Source organism: Chromobacterium sp. FG22 (assembly GCF_057809415.1).
Genome location: NZ_JBMDJX010000024.1, coordinates 42081 through 59284, shown reverse-complemented (window position 1 = coordinate 59284; position 17204 = coordinate 42081). Strand labels below are relative to the sequence as shown.

General features: G+C 63.9%; 16 protein-coding genes. 10 read left to right on the top strand and 6 right to left on the bottom strand.

Features of this window, described 5'->3' with window-relative positions; translation table 11 throughout:
- Positions 1–179: 179 nt before the first annotated feature.
- A complete protein-coding gene (gene fmdA / locus ACODSD_RS19500; RefSeq protein WP_488878091.1) occupies positions 180–1400 on the top strand; it encodes a formamidase in 1221 nt (406 codons plus the stop codon).
- A gap of 114 nt (positions 1401–1514) precedes the next feature.
- On the opposite strand, the gene ACODSD_RS19495 is transcribed toward fmdA, so the two are convergent.
- Complete coding sequence (locus tag ACODSD_RS19495) at positions 1515–2441, bottom strand: LysR substrate-binding domain-containing protein (protein ID WP_488878090.1); 927 nt, start codon at positions 2439–2441, stop codon at positions 1515–1517.
- A 109-nt stretch (positions 2442–2550) separates the two neighbouring features.
- On the opposite strand from ACODSD_RS19495, the gene ACODSD_RS19490 reads away from it, so the two are divergent.
- Complete coding sequence (locus ACODSD_RS19490; RefSeq protein ID WP_227103750.1) at positions 2551–3159, top strand: FMN-dependent NADH-azoreductase; 609 nt, start codon at positions 2551–2553, stop codon at positions 3157–3159.
- A 128-nt stretch (positions 3160–3287) separates the two neighbouring features.
- Here ACODSD_RS19490 and ACODSD_RS19485 read toward each other — a convergent pair whose 3' ends face one another.
- The 5 genes from ACODSD_RS19485 to ACODSD_RS19465 form a co-directional block, all read right to left on the bottom strand.
- Positions 3288–3905: a hypothetical protein gene (locus tag ACODSD_RS19485; protein WP_233246681.1), complete on the bottom strand. Its 618-nt coding sequence runs from the start codon at positions 3903–3905 to the stop codon at positions 3288–3290.
- A 72-nt stretch (positions 3906–3977) separates the two neighbouring features.
- The gene (locus tag ACODSD_RS19480; RefSeq protein WP_107799480.1) at positions 3978–4766 is read right to left on the bottom strand and encodes a substrate-binding periplasmic protein; all 789 of its coding nucleotides are present in this window, start codon (positions 4764–4766) and stop codon (positions 3978–3980) included.
- A gap of 70 nt (positions 4767–4836) precedes the next feature.
- Positions 4837–5622 (bottom strand): substrate-binding periplasmic protein, encoded by a 786-nt coding sequence (locus ACODSD_RS19475; protein ID WP_227103747.1) that lies wholly within the window; start codon positions 5620–5622, stop codon positions 4837–4839.
- Positions 5623–5702: 80 nt separating this feature from the next.
- Positions 5703–7190, bottom strand: coding sequence for an aldehyde dehydrogenase (locus ACODSD_RS19470; RefSeq protein WP_107799478.1), 1488 nt, complete (start codon positions 7188–7190; stop codon positions 5703–5705).
- Positions 7191–7520: 330 nt separating this feature from the next.
- Positions 7521–8066 carry a cupin domain-containing protein gene (locus tag ACODSD_RS19465; RefSeq protein WP_048412316.1) on the bottom strand — a complete coding sequence of 182 codons (546 nt, stop codon included), beginning with the start codon at positions 8064–8066 and terminating at the stop codon, positions 7521–7523.
- A gap of 212 nt (positions 8067–8278) precedes the next feature.
- Between ACODSD_RS19465 and ald the strand changes: the two genes are divergently transcribed.
- From ald to ACODSD_RS19425, 8 genes are all read left to right on the top strand, one after another.
- Complete coding sequence (ald, locus tag ACODSD_RS19460) at positions 8279–9403, top strand: alanine dehydrogenase (protein ID WP_107799477.1); 1125 nt, start codon at positions 8279–8281, stop codon at positions 9401–9403.
- A 19-nt stretch (positions 9404–9422) separates the two neighbouring features.
- Positions 9423–10217: a gamma-glutamyl-gamma-aminobutyrate hydrolase family protein gene (locus tag ACODSD_RS19455; RefSeq protein WP_488878089.1), complete on the top strand. Its 795-nt coding sequence runs from the start codon at positions 9423–9425 to the stop codon at positions 10215–10217.
- A 23-nt stretch (positions 10218–10240) separates the two neighbouring features.
- Positions 10241–11575: a glutamine synthetase family protein gene (locus ACODSD_RS19450; RefSeq protein ID WP_107799475.1), complete on the top strand. Its 1335-nt coding sequence runs from the start codon at positions 10241–10243 to the stop codon at positions 11573–11575.
- A 138-nt stretch (positions 11576–11713) separates the two neighbouring features.
- Positions 11714–13096: an aspartate aminotransferase family protein gene (locus ACODSD_RS19445; RefSeq protein WP_488878088.1), complete on the top strand. Its 1383-nt coding sequence runs from the start codon at positions 11714–11716 to the stop codon at positions 13094–13096.
- 227 nt (positions 13097–13323) lie between these two features.
- Positions 13324–14181 carry a flagellar motor stator protein MotA gene (gene motA / locus ACODSD_RS19440; RefSeq protein ID WP_107799462.1) on the top strand — a complete coding sequence of 286 codons (858 nt, stop codon included), beginning with the start codon at positions 13324–13326 and terminating at the stop codon, positions 14179–14181.
- A 15-nt stretch (positions 14182–14196) separates the two neighbouring features.
- Positions 14197–15126, top strand: a complete 930-nt coding sequence (gene motB, locus ACODSD_RS19435; RefSeq protein ID WP_107799461.1) for a flagellar motor protein MotB — start codon at positions 14197–14199, stop codon at positions 15124–15126.
- A gap of 19 nt (positions 15127–15145) precedes the next feature.
- The gene (locus ACODSD_RS19430) at positions 15146–15889 is read left to right on the top strand and encodes a class I SAM-dependent methyltransferase (RefSeq protein ID WP_227103703.1); all 744 of its coding nucleotides are present in this window, start codon (positions 15146–15148) and stop codon (positions 15887–15889) included.
- Complete coding sequence (locus ACODSD_RS19425; protein ID WP_488878087.1) at positions 15876–17201, top strand: HDOD domain-containing protein; 1326 nt, start codon at positions 15876–15878, stop codon at positions 17199–17201. The genes ACODSD_RS19430 and ACODSD_RS19425 overlap by 14 nt, the downstream gene beginning before the upstream one ends.
- Positions 17202–17204: the final 3 nt, after the last annotated feature.

Below are 17204 nucleotides of genomic sequence, written 5' to 3'. Positions count from 1 at the left end.
AAGATCGCCGGCGCGGCCTGTCGGGCGGCGCCGGCGATACGCAAAAACACGCGGCGCAGGCCGCGGATCGCCGCGGCGTCAGCGCCGCCGGCGCGGGGACGGGCCACAGCCGGCGGCGGCCGGTTGCGGACTTTCGCAAGCGGGGCCCGCGTGGTCCCGACCGTGCCGGAGCAAGCGCCATGACGACTACCCTGATCAAGATCGATCTCGATCAATCCCCTTACGACAATCCGCAGATCCACAACCGCTGGCATCCTGACATTCCCATGGCCTGTTGGGTGCTGCCCGGCGACGACTTCGTGCTGGAGTGCTACGACTGGACCGGCGGCCAGGTGCGCAACGACGATTGCGCCGAGGACATCCGCGACCTGGATCTGAGCGCCGTGCATTTTCTGTCCGGCCCGGTGGGCGTGGCCGGCGCGCAGCCCGGCGACTTGCTGGTGGTGGATTTGCTGGACATCGGCGCCTTGCCGGAGCGGCAATGGGGCTTCAACGGCATTTTCTCGCGCAGCAACGGCGGCGGTTTTCTCAGCGAGCATTTTCCGCACGCGCAAAAGACGATATGGGATTTCCAGGGGCTTTACGCCCGCAGCCGTCATATTCCCGGCGTCCGTTTCGCCGGGCTGATCCATCCCGGCCTGATAGGCTGCCTGCCCAGCCGGCCGTTGCTGGAGGAGTGGAACCGGCGCGAGGCCGAATTGCTGCGCGACAATCCGCGCGCGGTGGCGCATCTGCCTTTCGCGCCCAGCGCGCATATGGGCCGCTTGGGCGGCGAGACGGCGCGGCGCGCGGCGGAGGAGGCGGCGCGCACGGTGCCGCCGCGCGAGCATGGCGGCAATTGCGACATCAAGGACTTGTCGCGCGGCGCCCGCGTGTTTCTGCCGGTCTATGTCGACGGCGCCGGCCTGTCGGTGGGCGATCTGCACTTCAGCCAGGGCGACGGGGAGATCACCTTTTGCGGCGCCATCGAGATGGCGGGTTGGGCGCATCTGAAGGTGGATCTGATCAAGGGCGGGGTGGTGGCCTACGGCATCCGCAATCCGGTGTTCCAGCCCAGCCCGCTGGCGCCGCGTCACGGCGATTACCTGATTTTCGAGGGCGTGTCGGTGGACGAGCATGGCGGCCAACACTATCTGGATGTGCAAGTGGCTTATCGCCAGGCCTGCCTGAACGCCATCGACTACCTGGGCAAGTTCGGCTATTCGCGCGCCCAGGCCTACAGCATTCTCGGCTGCGCGCCGGTGCAGGGGCATATCAGCGGGGTGGTGGACGTGCCCAACGCCTGCGCCACGCTGTGGCTGCCGACGGACATCTTCGATTTCGACATCCGGCCGCAAGCCGGCGGGCCCCGGCCGCAGCCGCTGGACGGCGTGCCAGTGCCCTTATCCTATGATCTGTAAGAGTCTGGCAATGTCTGCTGCGCTTCGGCGATACGGCGTTGGAAACATCCTCAAAATGCTCATGTGCCGCGCCTACCTTCCGCTTTTTCGCTAGTTTTCGCCTTGTCTCGTCCTTTAAGGCGCGACTTGATAGACCGGGTGGTCCGGCGGAATCAGCTCGGTGGCGAGGAAATCGATGAAGGCGCGCACCGCCGGCAGCAGGCCGCGGCGGGTGGGGAAGGCGGCGTGCAGAATGCCCCAGGGAATGTCGTAGTCCGGCAGCAGCCGCACCAGCTGGCCGGCCTGCAGCGCCTCGTGGCAGACCAATTCCGGCAGCGCGGCCACGCCCAGGCCGGTGATGGCGGCGTCGCGCAGCACGATCAGATCGTCGGTCATCAGCCGGGGGCTGTCTATCTGCACGGTGTAGGCGTGGCCGGCCTGATCCAGCAAGGCCCATTGGCCGCGGCCGTCGGGCCGGCTCATGGTCAAGGCCGGCCAGCCGGCCATGTCGGCCGGATGCCTGGGCGCCGGGCGCTCGGCCAGCAAGGCCGGGCTGGCCACCAGAGAGGTCTGGGCGGTGGCCAGCCGGCGCACCACCAGATTGGCGCTGTCCTCGATCACATTGCGCACGCGGATGGCCACGTCCACTCCTTCTTCTATCAGGTCCACGCGCCGGTTGCTGGAATCCAGCTGCACCCGCAGCAGCGGGTGGCGGGCCATGAAGCGGGGCAGGGCCGGGGCCAGCAGGGTCTTGGACAGCAGTTCCGGACAGCTGACCTTGATCAGGCCGCGCGGCTCGGCGCTGCTGCGGGCGATGGCCTCGTCGGCGGCTTCGGCTTCCTCCAGCATCGCCTGACAGTGTTGGTAGTACTGCTGGCCGATCTCGGTCAGCGACAGGCGGCGGGTGGTTCTTTGCAGCAGGCGCACGCCCAGCCGCTGCTCCAGCTCCGCCACGCGGCGGGACAGCCGGGATTTGGGGATGCCCAGCACGCGGCCGGCGGCCATGAAGCCGCCGTGCTCAACCACTTTGGCGAAGTAGAGCAGATCGTTCAGGTCCTGCATGATTGTCTCGCTGATGGAACAATGTTTCCGATTTTTGCAGTCTAGTGCGGATTGGTTCGGAAAACTATCATGCAATCACTTTCTCTACCAAGACACGAAGGACCCGACCATGAAACTGTTGCATCTCGACTCCAGCATCCTCGCCGCCAACTCGGTTTCCCGCCAACTGACCGCCGTTGTCGCCGACACCCTGCGCCAGCGTCACGCCAATGTGGAAACCGCTTACCGCGATCTGGCCGGCCAGCCCATCGCCCACCTGTCCGGCGAAATCATCGGCGCCAATTTCACCGCCGAGGCGGACTGGACCGCCACTCAGCGCAGCGAAGCCGCGCTGAGCAATGAGCTGATCGAAGAATTCCTGGCCGCGGACGTGGTGGTGATCGGCGCGCCGATGTACAACTTCTCCATCCCGTCGCAATTGAAAGCCTGGGTGGACCGCGTGGCCGCCTCCGGCCGCACGTTCAAATACACCGAGAACGGTCCGGTGGGCCTGGCCGGCGGCAAGAAGGTGATCGTGGTGTCCTCGCGTGGCGGCGTTTACAGCACCGAGCAGGGCCAGCTGATGGACTTCCAGGAAGACTACCTGAAGACGGTGATGGGCTTCCTGGGCGTGAACGACGTGGCTTTTGTCCGCGCCGAAGCGGTGAATATGGGCGAAGACAAGCGCGCCACCGCCATCCACGCGGCCAAGGACGCCATCGCCAAACTGGCGCTGTAATTCTCCTGCCGCAAACGAAGACAGCCGGCCCTTGATGGGCCGGCTGTTTTGCGTCTGGCACGAGCGGAGAATCTGCTCAATGCCTTTGTCGGGTTAGCCCGCCGACGCGCAGCAGATCGTAAACGTTCTCAGGGCAGCTTGCAGCTGTCCGACAGCTTGTCCAGCCCCTGCTGCTCGTGGCGGAAACTGGCCTTGGGCGGCGTGTGGCTGTAGTCGAGGGTGACGACGTAGAGGCTGTCGAAGTCGTTCTTGTCCCATTTGGGCACCTTGTCCGCCGAGCCCTTGTCGCCGTAATCCTGCATCAGGCTGACGGCGAGTTCGCGCAGCAGCTTGTGCTCCCAGGCGATGTAGACGGTTTTGCCGTGCTGCAGCGGGTTGACCAGTTGCTGTTGCAGCGCGTCGATGGCTTCCATGTCGAAGTTGCTGTTCACCGGCAGGCCCAGGGAGATGGCGGTGGGCTCGATGGTGGCCAGCGGGCGGATGTAGTTGAAGGTGCCGGCGGGGTCCCGGGTCTGGCTGGCGGTGGAGGGCGCGAAGATCTGGTCGGCCCGCCCATATTTTTTGGGCAGCAGCTTGGCCAGTTCCAAAGAGCGGTTGAAGCCCTTGCAATTGAGCTGGCCGTAGCCGCCCTCGGGTTTTTCGCCGTGGCGCAGCATAACCAGCGTCTGGGTCTGCGGCGCCGGGGCGGCGTGCAGCAGGGGGCTGGCCAGCATGGCCAACAGCAGGCTGAGGCGGGAGAGTTTCATCGCGGGGTCCGTTGAGTCGAAACCCGCTCAGTGTCCCGCAGCGGACGGCGGCGGCGCAAGCTGGAACAAGGATCAGGGTTGCAGCTGCAACTGGGCCACGCTGTCCGCGCTCAGGTATTTGCCGAAGATCTTGCGCAGGGCGCCGTCCTTGAGCATTTGCTGCAGCTGGGCCTGCCATTGTTCCGCCTGCTGCGGGCTGAAGGCGCTGTGCGCCAGCATCAGGCCGCCGGCGATGCGTTCCGAGTTGGGGAACAGGTCCAGCACCGTCACCTGGCCGGACAGGGCCGGGGAGTTGAGCCAGCTGTCGTAGCTGAAAGGGTGGGCGAAGGCGGCGGTGACGATGCGTTGGGACAACATGGCGTAGAGGTCGCGTTCGTCGTTGGCCATCACCACCTTGCCGCGTTTGGCCAGTTGTTCGATGAAGGCGTCTTGCTCCGGGCTGTGGCGGTAGCCGCGGATCACGCCCCATTTGACCGCAGGTTCGGCCAGCAACTGCTCCAGGGTGCGCGCGCCGATCTGCTTGGACAGCAAGATCATGTTCTTGCTGTAGAAGTAGGGATAGATCCAGGCGTATTTGCGGCGGTCAGCGGTGGGGATGGTGGAGGTGCCCAGATTCAATTGGCCGTGCTCCAGCATTTTCAGCACGCGGATGCGGGGGTAAACGTCTTCCTGGACGATATTGCAGCCCAGCCGGCGCGCCAGCTCGTGCACCAGGTCCACATCGTAGCCGTGGCCGTTTTCATAGGCGCTGCCAATCAGGTAGTAACCCACTTTCAGGCCGTCGGCCGGGCAGGGCGAATCGCCCAGCGCCGCCGCCGATGCCAGCGCGCCGCCCAGCAGCGCCGCCCAGTGTGCTTTCATGCCGTTCTCCCGTACGCGTTCCGTTTAGCTATAGCCGGATTCGTCGGGTCTTGCCGCATGCGAGTGATTGTTATTCCAGCATGCCGCGCACGCTGTCTTCGCTCAGGTATTTGCGCAGAATGCGCTGCAGGCTGCCGTCCGCGCGCATCGCGTCCAGTTCCGTCCGCCAGCGGCGCATCTGGGGTTCGCTGAAGCTGCGGTGGGACAGCACCAGGCCGTTCTCCAGGCTGCTGTCGCGGAAGGGGTCCATGACCTTGACTTGCAGCCGGGCGCGCGGCTGGCCGTTGAGCCAGTGGTCGTAGACCTGGGGCTGGGAGAAGGCGGCGGAAATGGAGCCGCTGCGCAGCATGTCCAGCAGGTCTTCCTCGTTGGCGGCGCAGATCAGCTTGTCGCGCTTGGCCATTTGCTGCAGGAAATAGTCCTGCAAGGGACTGTTGCGGTAGCCGATGACGGCGCCCCATTTCAGCTTGGGGTCGTTCAGCCATTGTTCCGGCGTCTTGCCTTGCACCGCCGGGCTGAGCAGGGTCATGTTGCGGTCGCGGGTATAGGGCAGCACCCAGGCGTAGCGCAGCCGCTTTTGCAGCGGGATGGTGGAGGTGGCCAGATTGAGCTTGCCGTGTTGCACCAGCAGCAGCACGCGCAGGCGCGGGTATTCGCGTTCTTCGCGGATCTTGCAGCCCAGCCTGCGCGCCAGTTCGTGGACCAGGTCCACGTCGTAACCCTTGCCGCCTTCATAGGCGGTGGTCGTCGGGTAGTATCCAACCTTCAGCCCCTCCGCCGGACAGGCGGGCGCGGCGGCGCCGGCCTGCGCCGCGGCGGCGCAAAGGCAGAGGAGGGCGGTCAGGTGCTTGCTCATGGCGCTTCCTTTGCCGAGGGTGGACGAAAACAAGACAGGCTGCCGGAAGGGCAGCCTGTCGGCGGCGCTGTAAACGCGGTTTACAGCTTGATCAGCGTGCTCTTCAGCTCAGTGTATTTTTCCAGCGCGTGCAGCGACTTGTCGCGGCCGTTGCCGGATTGCTTGAAGCCGCCGAAGGGGAAGTTCATGTCCCCGCCTTCATCATAGCAATTCACCCACACCGTGCCGGCGCGCAGGCGGCGCGACACCTGGTGCGCGGTGCTGACGTTGGAGGTCCACACCGCGGCCGCCAGGCCGTATTCGGTGTCGTTGGCGATGCGGATGGCGTCTTCCACGTCGTCGAAGGTGATGACGGACAGCACCGGGCCGAAGATCTCCTCGCGGCAGATGGTCAGATCGGCGCTGGGGCAGTCAAACGCCGTCGGTTCGATGAACAGGCCGGTGTCGGCGTGGGCCGGTTTGCCGCCGAACAGCTTCTTGGCGCCCTCGCTGTCCCCCTTGCCGATATAGGACAGCACCTTGTCGTACTGGATGCGGTCCACGATGGCGCCCATATTGGTGGCCGGGTCCAAGGGGTCTTGCGGGTAGTAGCGGGCTGCCGCCGCCTCCAGCTCCTGCAGGAAGCGCGCCTTGATGTCGCGGTGGACCAGCACGCGGGAGCCGGCGGTGCAGACTTCGCCCATATTGTAGAAGATGCCGCCGGCGGCGGCGCGCGCCGCCTGGGCGATGTCCGGGCAGTCCGGCAGGATGATGTTGGGCGATTTGCCGCCCAGCTCCAGCCAGACGCGCTTGAGGTTGGATTGCGCGGCGTAGCCGGCGATCAGCTTGCCCACGCCGGTGGAGCCGGTGAAGGCGACGCAGTCCACGTCCATGTGCAGCGCCAGCAATTTGCCCACGTCGCCGGCGCCGGGCAGCACCTGGAACACGCCGTCGGGGATGCCGGCCTGCTTGGCCAGCGCCGCCAGGCGGATGGCGGTGAGCGGGGATTTTTCCGAGGGCTTGATGATCACCGGGTTGCCGGCCGCCAGCGCCGGGCCAAACTTCCAGCTGGCCATCATGATGGGGTAGTTCCACGGCACGATGGCGGCCACCACGCCGATGGCTTCGCGGGTGACCAGGCCCACCACCTTGGGGTCCACCGGCGCCACTTCGCCGCCTATCTTGTCTATGGCTTCGGCGAACCATTCCACGCAATAGGCGCTGCCGGGCAGGTCCACGCTGAGGGTGTCGCTGATGGGCTTGCCCACGTCCAGGGTTTCCAGCAGGGCCAATTCATCGCCGTGCTCGTAGATCAGCGCGGCGAAGCGCTTTAGGATGCGGCCGCGCTCGCGCGGCGGCAGGCCGGACCAGGCGCCGGAGTCGAAGGCTTGGCGCGCGGCGCGCACCGCGCGCTCCACGTCGGCCTCGCCGCACCAGGCCACGTCGGCCAGCTTCTCGCCGTTGGCGGGGTTGTTGCAGGCAAAGCTTTTGCCGTCTTGCGCCGCGCAGTACTCGCCGGCGATGAAGGCGCGCCCTTCGATCTTCAGTTGAGCGGCGAATTGCTTCCATTCGGCATGCGTTCTAGCCATTTACTCTCTCCTTTGATGATCCTGCGCCGTCCGTTGGCGGCGCCGGTATCGCTTGACGCGGGTTTGACTGCTTTGTCGTCTGTCGTGGGCTTGGAGCCGGCGGGGCGGGCAAAGCTCCCCGGCCTGGCCTTATGGCCTGCTGGTCGCCGGATGCGGTCTTGCCGGCGCTTCTTGTTCTTAATGGTTCTTAGAGCCTGTTCAAAGTCTCGCGAGCAAGGGCGAGACAAGGCGAAAACGAGCGAAAAAGCGGAATGTACTCGTGGTACATGAGCATTTTGAGCTTGTTTTGAACGCCGTATCGCCGAAGCGCAGTAGACATTGAACAGGTTCTTAGAATGTGGGCGGCGAACTGGCGCTGACCACCTCGCAGGTTTCGGCGCCGACGTTGCGAAAGCGATGGGGCAGCCGGCTGTCGAAGTAATACGCGTCGCCCGGCCCCAGGATGCGGCTCTCGTTGTTCACCGTCACTTCTATACTTCCTTTGATGATGACGCCGCCTTCCTGGCCGTCGTGCGTCAACATGTCCGGCCCGGTGTCGGCGCCGGTTTCGTAGACTTCGCGCAGGATGGCGATGTCGCGCTTGTCGTGGGCGGTGCCCACCAGCAGCAGCCGGATCTGCTCATTGCCCAGATTGGGTAATTCGTGGGCCTGGTAGAACACGCGCGCCTGTTCCGGGTCAGAATCAAAGGTGAAAAAATCCGCCAGCGTCATCGGCAGCCCTTCCAGCACCTTTTTCAGCGAGCTGACCGATGGGCTGACCCGATTTTGTTCGATCAGCGAAATGGTGCCGTTGGTGACTCCGGCTCGTTTGGCCAGTTCCCGCTGCGACAGCCCGAAACGATCCCTGACCATGCGTAATCTCGCGCCAACGTCCATGGATTCCTGCTCCGTCAGTATGTTAATAATTTTAGACGCTTTATGATAATTATTTTGTACGGACTCTGCACTACTTGCTGCGACGCAAAATCGAATATCTTTGCATCGGTGGGGGTTTATAGTCAGAATCAGAAACAAGGGGCAAGCGTATTGTGAATTTTCTTAAACGCTTGCGCGGCACTTCCGCAACAAATCTAAGTGAGGAGAGCGACATGCTGATCGGTGTTCCCAAGGAGATCAAGAACCACGAGTATCGTGTTGGCCTAACCCCGTCTGGAGTCCGGGAGTTAGTCGCCAACGGTCACAAGGTTTTGGTCCAGACCCAGGCCGGCCTCGCCATCGGTTTCACCGATGAACAGTATATCCAGGCCGGCGCCTCCATTGCCTCCAGCGCCGAAGAAACCTTCGAACGCAGCGACATGATCGTCAAGGTGAAAGAGCCGCAGCCGGTGGAATGCCGGATGCTGCGCCGGGATCAGCTCCTGTTCACCTATCTGCATTTGGCGCCGGACCCGGAGCAGACCAAATTATTGCTGGAATCGGATGCCATCGCCATCGCTTACGAAACCGTCACCGACGAGCGCGGCGGCCTGCCGTTGCTGGCGCCGATGTCGGAAGTGGCCGGCCGCATGGCGATACAGGCCGGCGCGCACGCGCTGGAAAAGGCCCAGGGCGGCCGCGGCGTCTTGCTGGGCGGCGTGCCGGGCGTGGCCCCGGCGCGGGTGGTGGTGATAGGCGGCGGCGTGGTGGGACTGAACGCCGCGCGCATGGCCATGGGCGCCGGCGCCGAGGTCACCATTCTGGACAAATCGCTGCCGCGCCTGAAGGAAATCGACATGGTGTTCGGCGGCCGCATCAAGACGCTGGTGTCCAACTCCGCCAATATCGAAGACAGCCTGCGCGAGGCGGACCTGGTGATCGGCGCGGTGCTGATTCCGGGCGCGGCGGCGCCCAAGCTGGTGACGCGGCCGATGCTGAAAATCATGAAGCCCGGCGCGGTGCTGGTGGATGTGGCGATAGACCAGGGCGGCTGCTTCGAGACCAGCCGGGCCACCACGCACCAAGACCCCATTTACGTGGTGGACGGCATCGTCCATTACTGCGTGGCCAATATGCCCGGCGGCGTGGCGCGCACCTCCACCCAGGCGCTGACCAACGCCACCTTGCCGTACACGCTGGAGCTGGCCAACAAGGGCTGGCGCCAGGCTTTGCTGGACAACGCCCATCTGCGCAACGGCCTCAACGTCTGCCGCGGCCGGCTCACTTACCAGGCGGTGGCCCAGGCGCTGGGCCACCCGTTCATCGACCCGATCGAAGCCATCAAGGCGGCTTCCTGACCCGTATCAAGGATTCGAAATGTTGCAAGCTATCATCGGCATACCCTGTGACATCAAGATGGTAGGCCCGCTGCCCTTCCACTCCGTGGGCGAGAAATACATCGCCGCCGCAGCCGGCGGCGCCGGCTGCGTGCCGGTGCTGCTGCCGGCGCTGGGCGACAAGACCGCGCTGAGAGACGTGCTGGAACTGGTGGACGGCGTGTTGCTGCCGGGCTCCCTGTCCAATGTCGAACCGCACCGCTACGGCGGCGCGCCCAGCCGGCCCGGCACCATGCACGACCCCATGCGCGACGCCACCACGCTGCCGCTGATCCAGCAAGTGCTGGAGCAGGGCATTCCCCTGCTGGGCATCTGCCGCGGCTTCCAGGAAATCAATGTGGCGATGGGCGGCGAACTGTACCAGCACGTGCAGGAAGAAGAAGGCAAGCGCGACCACCGCGAGCCGGACACGCCGGATCTGGATGCGATGTACGCCCTGTCCCACCCGGTGCGCTTCGCCGAGGACGGCCTGCTGCGGCAATGGACCGGCCAGGAGTCCGCCATGGTCAACTCCCTGCACCAGCAGGGCATCAAGCGGCTGTCCGATCGCCTGATCTGCGAGGCCGTCGCCGACGACGGCCTGGTGGAGGCCTACCGCGTGCGCGACGCCAAGGGCTTCGCCTTCGCCGCGCAATGGCATCCGGAATGGAAGTACTGGGACAACCCGCTGTCCATGGCCATCTTCAAAGCATTTGGCGACGCCTGCCGCCAACGCCGCGAACAGCGGCAACGCGGGCCGCAATTAACCGAGACCTTGTGTCACCACTCGGAATAACACACACAGAGGAAGAGAACATCATGACCCATCAGATCAATGAATGGCTGCGAGAGCACCGGATCACTGAAGTCGAGTGTATCGTCCCCGACATGACCGGCGTGGCGCGCGGCAAGATCGTGCCCAAGGACAAGTTCGTGTCCGACCCGGAAATGCGCCTGCCCGAAGTCGTGCTGATCCAGACTGTGACCGGGGACTACCCCGACGACAGCATGCTGGACCTGACCGACCCGGACATGGTGCTGGCGCCGGACCCGAACACCCTGCGCTTCGTGCCCTGGGCCGTGGATCCCACCGCTCAATTGATCTACGACTGTCTGCGCGCCGACGGCAGCCCGGTGGACGTGGCGCCGCGCAATGTGCTCAAGCGCGTGATCGGCCTGTTCGACGAGATGGGTCTGGAGCCGGTGCTGGCTCCGGAAATGGAATTCTACCTGCTGTCCCCCAATCCGGACCCGGACATCCCGCTGGCCGCGCCGGTGGGGCGCACCGGCCGCGCCGAGTTCGGCCGCCGCTCTTACTCCATCGACGCGGTCAACGAGTTCGACCCGCTGTTCGAAGACATCTACGACTACTGCCATGCGCAGAATCTGGAAGTGGACACCCTGATTCACGAGGTGGGCACCGCGCAGATGGAAATCAACTTCCTGCACGGCAACCCGCTGGAACTGGCCGACCAGGTGTTCCTGTTCAAGCGCACCGTGCGCGAGGCGGCGTTCCGCCACAATATGTACGCCACCTTCATGGCCAAGCCGATGGAGAACGAGCCGGGCTCCGCCATGCACATGCACCAGAGCCTGGTGGACAAGAACACCGGCCGCAATGTGTTCACCAATGAGGATGGCAGCCCGTCCGACCTGTTCTTCCACTACATCGCCGGCCTGCAGAAATACGTGCCCAAGTCCATGCCGCTGTTCGCGCCCTACGTGAACTCATTCCGCCGTTTGTCGCGCTACACCGCGGCGCCGACCAACGTCGAATGGGGTTACGACAACCGCACCGTGGGCCTGCGCGTGCCGCATTCCTCGCCGGCGGCGCGCCGCATCGAAAACCGGGTGCCGGGCGTGGACGTCAATCCCTATATCGCCATGGCCGCGACGCTGGCCTGCGGCTACCTGGGCATCATCAACAAGCTGCAGCCCAGCGAGCCGCGGCAGACCGACGCCTACGAGCTGCCTTACCAGTTTCCCAACTCCTCGGAGGAGTCCTTGCAGCAGCTGGCGTCCTGCAAGGAAATGGCCGAGGTGCTGGGCGAGCGCTTCGTCAGCATGTACGTGGGCATGAAGGAGAAGGAGTTCTCCGAATACTTCCGCGTGATCAGCCCGTGGGAGCGCAAGTTCCTGCTGCTGCACGTGTGATTTAGCTATGACATTGGGCTGATTTGTCCGTTAGAATCAGCCCGGACAGCCAGGATAAGCACTGAAAATACGCCAATGGCGAAGGAGGGGCGGCAGAGAACATCTCCGCCCCGTTGGAGAATACTGGAAGGAAGTCCTATGCAGAATCAACAACGCACGACCGAACAATGGCGCCAACTGGATGCAGCGCATCATCTGCATCCGTTTACCGATACCCAATCGTTGAACCAGCAGGGCGCGCGGGTGATGACTCGCAGCGAGGGGATTTACCTGTGGGATTCCGAGGGCAATAAGATCATCGACGGCATGGCCGGCCTGTGGTGCGTCAATATTGGCTACGGCCGCAAGGAACTGTCCGACGTGGCCAAGAGCCAGATGGACGAACTGCCCTTCTACAACACCTTCTTCAAGACCACCCACCCGGCGGTGGTGGAACTGTCCCACCTGCTGGCGCAAGTGACGCCAGCCGGCTACGAACATGTGTTCTACACCAACTCCGGCTCCGAGGCGGTGGACACCATGATACGCATGGTGCGCCATTACTGGGACGTGCAGGGCAAGAAGGAGAAGAAAACCCTGATCGGCCGCTGGAACGGCTATCACGGCTCCACCATCGGCGGCTCCAGCCTGGGCGGCATGAAGTATATGCACGAGCAGGGCGACCTGCCGATTCCGGGCATGGCCCACGTTGAGCAGCCGTGGTGGTACAAATACGGCAAGGATCTGAGCCCGGACGAGTTCGGCGTGGTGGCCGCGCGCTGGGTGGAAGAGAAAATCCTGGAAATCGGCCCGGAAAAAGTGGCCGCCTTCGTGGGCGAACCCATCCAGGGCGCCGGCGGCGTGATCATCCCGCCGGCCACTTACTGGCCGGAAGTGGAGCGCATCTGCCGCAAATACGATGTGCTGCTGGTGGCCGACGAAGTGATCTGCGGCTTTGGCCGCACCGGAGAGTGGTTCGGCTTCGAGCACTTCGGCTTCCGTCCGGACATCTTCACCACCGCCAAAGGCCTGTCCTCCGGCTATCTGCCCATCGGCGCGGTCTTCGTGGGCGAACGCGTGGCCCAGGGCCTGATCGCCGGCGGCGACTTCAACCACGGCTTCACCTACTCCGGCCACCCGGTGGCCAGCGCGGTGGCGCGCGTCAATATCGAGCTCTTGCGCGACGAAGGCATCATCGACCGCGTCAAGAACGAAACCGGTCCCTATATGCAGAAGCGCTGGCGCGAGACCTTCAGCCAGTTCGAGCACGTGGACGATGTGCGCGGCGTCGGCCTGATCCAGGCGTTCACCCTGGTCAAGGACAAGAGCAAGCGCGAGCTGTTCCCGGAGTTCGGCGACGTCGGCCTGATGTGCCGCGACATCTTCTTCAGCAACAACCTGATCATGCGCGCCTGCGGCGACCACATCGTGTCCGCGCCGCCGCTGGTGATCAGCAAGGCTGAAATCGATGAAATGCTGGGCGTGGCCGCGCGCTGCATGGAGATGTTCGAGCGCAAATTGAAGGACAGCGGTCTGGTCTGAGCGCGAGTTTTGCGCCGCCATGCCCACGCCGTAGAGTCGGTGGCGCGGCGGCGTGGACTTGGCTTCGTCATTTTTCAGCGCTAGTGAATATCACCTTCCATGTTTTTTGCAGCTGGGAAAGCGGATTGATACAATTCAATCCGCTTTTTCTATTATGAATAGAATAAAAGTCGTGCTGTAATGGAAATCGCAGCGATCCGAAAAATCACAAAGACAGGACTTGACGCATGTTCGTCGGAATCGGGTACCTCATAATTCTTGGCTCCGTGCTGGGGGGATTCGTCGCTGCGGGGGGGCATCTCGCCGCGTTGATGCAGCCGCTGGAGGTGGTGATGATCGCGGGCGCCGCGCTCGGCGCTTTCGTGGTGGCCAACGGCGGCGCGCCGCTGAAGGCCACGATGAAGGCTTTCCCCACCGTGTTCAAGGGCACGCCTTACAGCAAGGCCTTCTACATGGAGTTGTTCTCGCTGCTGTTCGAGATTCTGACCAAGGTGCGCAAGGAAGGCCTGATGTCCATCGAGGCCGATGTCGAGAATCCGGAAGCCAGTCCTGTCTTTTCCAAATACACCACTGTTCTGCACGACCACCACGTGGTGGAATTCATCTGCGATTACCTGCGCCTGATGGTGGGCGGCAACCTCAACGCTTTCGAGATCGAGAACCTGATGGACGTGGAGATCGAAACCCACCATCACGAGGGCGAAGTGCCGGTCAACGCGGTCAAGGGCCTGGCCGACGGTTTGCCGGCCTTTGGTATCGTGGCGGCGGTGATGGGGGTGGTGCACACTATGGAGTCCGTGGGCGCGCCGCCGTCCGAGCTGGGCATGCTGATCGCCCACGCGCTGGTGGGCACCTTCCTCGGTATTTTGCTGGCCTACGGCTTTGTCGGCCCGCTGGCCACCATTCTGGAGCACAAGCTGGGCGACGGCACCCGAGTCTACCAAACCATCAAGGTCACCATTCTGGCCAGCCTCAACGGCTACGCGCCGCAAGTGGCGGTGGAGTTTGGCCGCAAAGTGCTGGCTTCGCATGATCGTCCGTCCTTCAAGGAACTGGAAGACCATGTGAAACAGGCGAAGAAATAAGCGGGGGGCGCGATCATGGCTGACGAATCGCAACGGCCCATTATCGTCAAACGCATCAAGAAGGGCGGCCACGGCCACCATGGCGGGGCCTGGAAGATCGCCTACGCCGACTTCGTGACCGCGATGATGGCCTTCTTCCTGCTGATGTGGCTGCTGGGTTCCGCGTCGCAGGGCACCTTGAACGGCATCGCCGAATACTTCAAGACGCCGCTGAAGGTGGCGCTGTCCGGCGGCGCCGGCGCCGGCGACGCCACCTCGGTGATCAAGGGCGGCGGCAATGATTTGACCAAGCAGACCGGCCAGGTCAACAAGTCCGGCTCGCCGCAAGACGAGATCATGCGCAAGCAGCAGGAAAAAGCGTCGATGGAGCAGCTGCAGAACAAGATCCAGAGCACGGTGGATCACAGCGAGCTGCTCAAGGAGTACAAAAATCAGCTCAAGCTGGAAATCACCCCGGACGGGCTGAAGATCCAGATCGTGGACGAGCAGAACCGTTCGATGTTCGACTCCGGCAGTTCGCGCATGCTGCCGCATACCCGCGTCTTGCTGCAGCAGCTGGCGAAAGAGCTGAACATGATGCCGAACAAGATCAGCATCTCCGGCCATACCGACGCCAAGCCATTCGGCAGCGGCCAGGGCGGCTACAGCAACTGGGAGCTGTCGGCGGACCGCGCCAACGCGGCGCGGCGCGAGCTGGTGGCGGGCGGCCTGCAGGACAACAAGGTCTTGCGCGTGGTGGGCCTGTCCTCGGCCAATCCGCTGGTGAAGACCAATGTGTTCAGCCCGGAAAACCGGCGCATCGCCATTGTGGTGCTGAACAAGGAAGCCGAGAGCAATATCCTCAACGACGGCTACAAGCCGCAGATGAACCAGGATGTGATTGGCGGGCCCGCGGAGGGCGGGGCGGAGCCGGCAGAGGCGCCGGCGGAAGCGCCGGCCAAATAATGCCGATGCGAGCGTTGCCTTGTTGAGCCGCTTGCGCCATCTGGGCCTGCAAGTGCTGGCGGCCTTGGCGGCGATGTATTTCGTCGCCCCCGCCGCCCAGCCCTTGGCTTGGGCGATCCTGCAGGGCCTGTGCGCGGCGGCCTTGGCCATTTTCATGCGCCTGCCGGGCTGGCAGCGTTTGCTGCACGGGCTGTTCGTGCCGGCGCTGGCCTTGATGCATCAGGCGGCCTTGCCGCCTTGGGTGTATTTGCTGGGACTGGCGCTGACTTTCGCGCTGGGCCGCAACGCCGTGCTGGAACGCGTGCCCTTGTATCGCTCTTCCGCTCAGGCGGCGGAGCGCCTGGCCGAGCGACTGCCGGGGCGGGCCGCTTTGCTGGAGGCTGGCTGTGGAGACGGCAGGCTGGCGGTCTGGCTGTGCCGGCTGCGGCCGGATGTCAGGGTTAGAGCGCTGGAAAGCGCCTGGGGCAGCTGGCTGTTGGCCCGCGCGCGCTGGTGGCTGGCGCGGCGGCCGCGGCGGCTGGAGTTCGCTTGCCGCAGTTTTTGGAGGGAATCTTGGGGAGAGTACGATGCGGTGTACGTGTTTCTGTCCCCGGAGCCGATGGCTAAGGTCTGGCGCAAGTTTGTGGCGGAAGGCCGGCCGGGTAGCCTGCTGGTCAGCAACACCTTCGCCGTGCCCGATGTCGAACCCGATGAACGCATCCCGCTGGGAGGCGCTTTGCAAACCGAATTACTGATCTGGCGCCACCCACATGGAGCTTGCTAACTGGATCAAGTCCATCGCCGAACGGCGTTGGCCGATTCTGCCCAATACGCTGGGCGAGCTGAAGGACATCTGCGCTCGCCACAGCGATCTGATCAATTTCACCGACCTTGCCAATCTCTGTCTGTCCGACCCCTTTCTGCTGTTGGACCTGGTCCGGGTGGTGGGCGGTTCGCGCGCCTTGCAGCGCAATGAAAGCATTCCCTCGGTGGAGCAGACGCTGCTGCTGATGGGGCTGGAGGCGGTGACCAACCGCTTTGGCCGCGTCGCCGCGCTGGAGGCGGTGCCGGACAAGCTGGACACCGAGGTGCTGGAGGCGGTGGAGGACTGGCTGGGCCGCTCCCGGGTGGCCGCCTTGCTGATCAAGGAGTGGCTGTCTCTGCAGGGCGATCACAAGGTGGAAGACTGTTTCGTGGCCGCCTTGCTGTACAATCTGCCCGCCTGCCTGTTCATGATGCAGCGCAATCAATTGCCGGACCGCCCGCTGCTGCAGGAAATGTCCAATGCCTTCGATTGCGATTACGCCCAGGTGCTGGAGCAATTCATCAAGCTGATGCCCTTGCCCTCCGGCCTGAACGCCCTGCTGGGGCCGGGCAGTCCGACCAAGCGCCGCCAATTGCTGCGCCTGGCGATGGCCACTGCCAACTCTCTGGAGCAAGGCATTTGGCGTAGCACCTGGCAGGTGGGCGTGGAGGCCGCGGCCAAGCTGATAGGCTGCGCGCCGCATCTGGCGCATCAGGCGGTGGTGCACGCGGCCTTGTCGGTGGCGCGCCACCCCCGGGCGGTGGGCTATATGTACCCGGTGCGCAGTCTGTTGATGCTGGAAGGGGAGTACAAGCGGCCCAGCTTGCAGAAAACCGCGGCCTTGAGCGACGCGGAGCAGATGGAAAAGGCGATACGCGAATCCATCCGCCACCTGGCCAACGATCTCAAGTTCGAGCGGGTGTTGTACTACCGTTACGATCAGGACGCGCATGCGCTGAAGCTGCGTTATCAGCTGGGCCTGGGCGACAGCCATCCGCTGCGCAAGCTGGCCCTGGGGCTGGAGCCGGGCTCTTTCTTCGCGGTGTTGACCAGCAAGCCGCAAAGCTTTCACGCGCCGGCCCTGGTGCGCCAGCAGTTGGAGCGGCGCTACGAGGACCTGTTTTTCGAGCATGTCGGGGACAATGAATTCGCCCTGATCACCCTGTTTGTCGGACATGCGCTGTCCGGCGTGTTCTATGTCGACAACGGCCATAGCGGCCAGGCGATCGACGAGGACAGTTACCACCGTTTCAAGGATTTAGTGGCGCGCCTGACCCTGCTGCCGCAATAGGAC

Excerpts from the sequence above, each read along its gene's own strand:
- fmdA (WP_488878091.1), top strand. The coding sequence starts at position 180 with ATGACGACTACCCTGATCAAGATCGATCTCGATCAATCCCCTTACGAC.
- ACODSD_RS19495 (WP_488878090.1), bottom strand. The coding sequence starts at position 2,441 with ATGCAGGACCTGAACGATCTGCTCTACTTCGCCAAAGTGGTTGAGCAC.
- ACODSD_RS19490 (WP_227103750.1), top strand. The coding sequence starts at position 2,551 with ATGAAACTGTTGCATCTCGACTCCAGCATCCTCGCCGCCAACTCGGTT.
- ACODSD_RS19485 (WP_233246681.1), bottom strand. The coding sequence starts at position 3,905 with ATGAAACTCTCCCGCCTCAGCCTGCTGTTGGCCATGCTGGCCAGCCCC.
- ACODSD_RS19480 (WP_107799480.1), bottom strand. The coding sequence starts at position 4,766 with ATGAAAGCACACTGGGCGGCGCTGCTGGGCGGCGCGCTGGCATCGGCG.
- ACODSD_RS19475 (WP_227103747.1), bottom strand. The coding sequence starts at position 5,622 with ATGAGCAAGCACCTGACCGCCCTCCTCTGCCTTTGCGCCGCCGCGGCG.
- ACODSD_RS19470 (WP_107799478.1), bottom strand. The coding sequence starts at position 7,190 with ATGGCTAGAACGCATGCCGAATGGAAGCAATTCGCCGCTCAACTGAAG.
- ACODSD_RS19465 (WP_048412316.1), bottom strand. The coding sequence starts at position 8,066 with ATGGACGTTGGCGCGAGATTACGCATGGTCAGGGATCGTTTCGGGCTG.
- ald (WP_107799477.1), top strand. The coding sequence starts at position 8,279 with ATGCTGATCGGTGTTCCCAAGGAGATCAAGAACCACGAGTATCGTGTT.
- ACODSD_RS19455 (WP_488878089.1), top strand. The coding sequence starts at position 9,423 with ATGTTGCAAGCTATCATCGGCATACCCTGTGACATCAAGATGGTAGGC.
- ACODSD_RS19450 (WP_107799475.1), top strand. The coding sequence starts at position 10,241 with ATGACCCATCAGATCAATGAATGGCTGCGAGAGCACCGGATCACTGAA.
- ACODSD_RS19445 (WP_488878088.1), top strand. The coding sequence starts at position 11,714 with ATGCAGAATCAACAACGCACGACCGAACAATGGCGCCAACTGGATGCA.
- motA (WP_107799462.1), top strand. The coding sequence starts at position 13,324 with ATGTTCGTCGGAATCGGGTACCTCATAATTCTTGGCTCCGTGCTGGGG.
- motB (WP_107799461.1), top strand. The coding sequence starts at position 14,197 with ATGGCTGACGAATCGCAACGGCCCATTATCGTCAAACGCATCAAGAAG.
- ACODSD_RS19425 (WP_488878087.1), top strand. The coding sequence starts at position 15,876 with ATGGAGCTTGCTAACTGGATCAAGTCCATCGCCGAACGGCGTTGGCCG.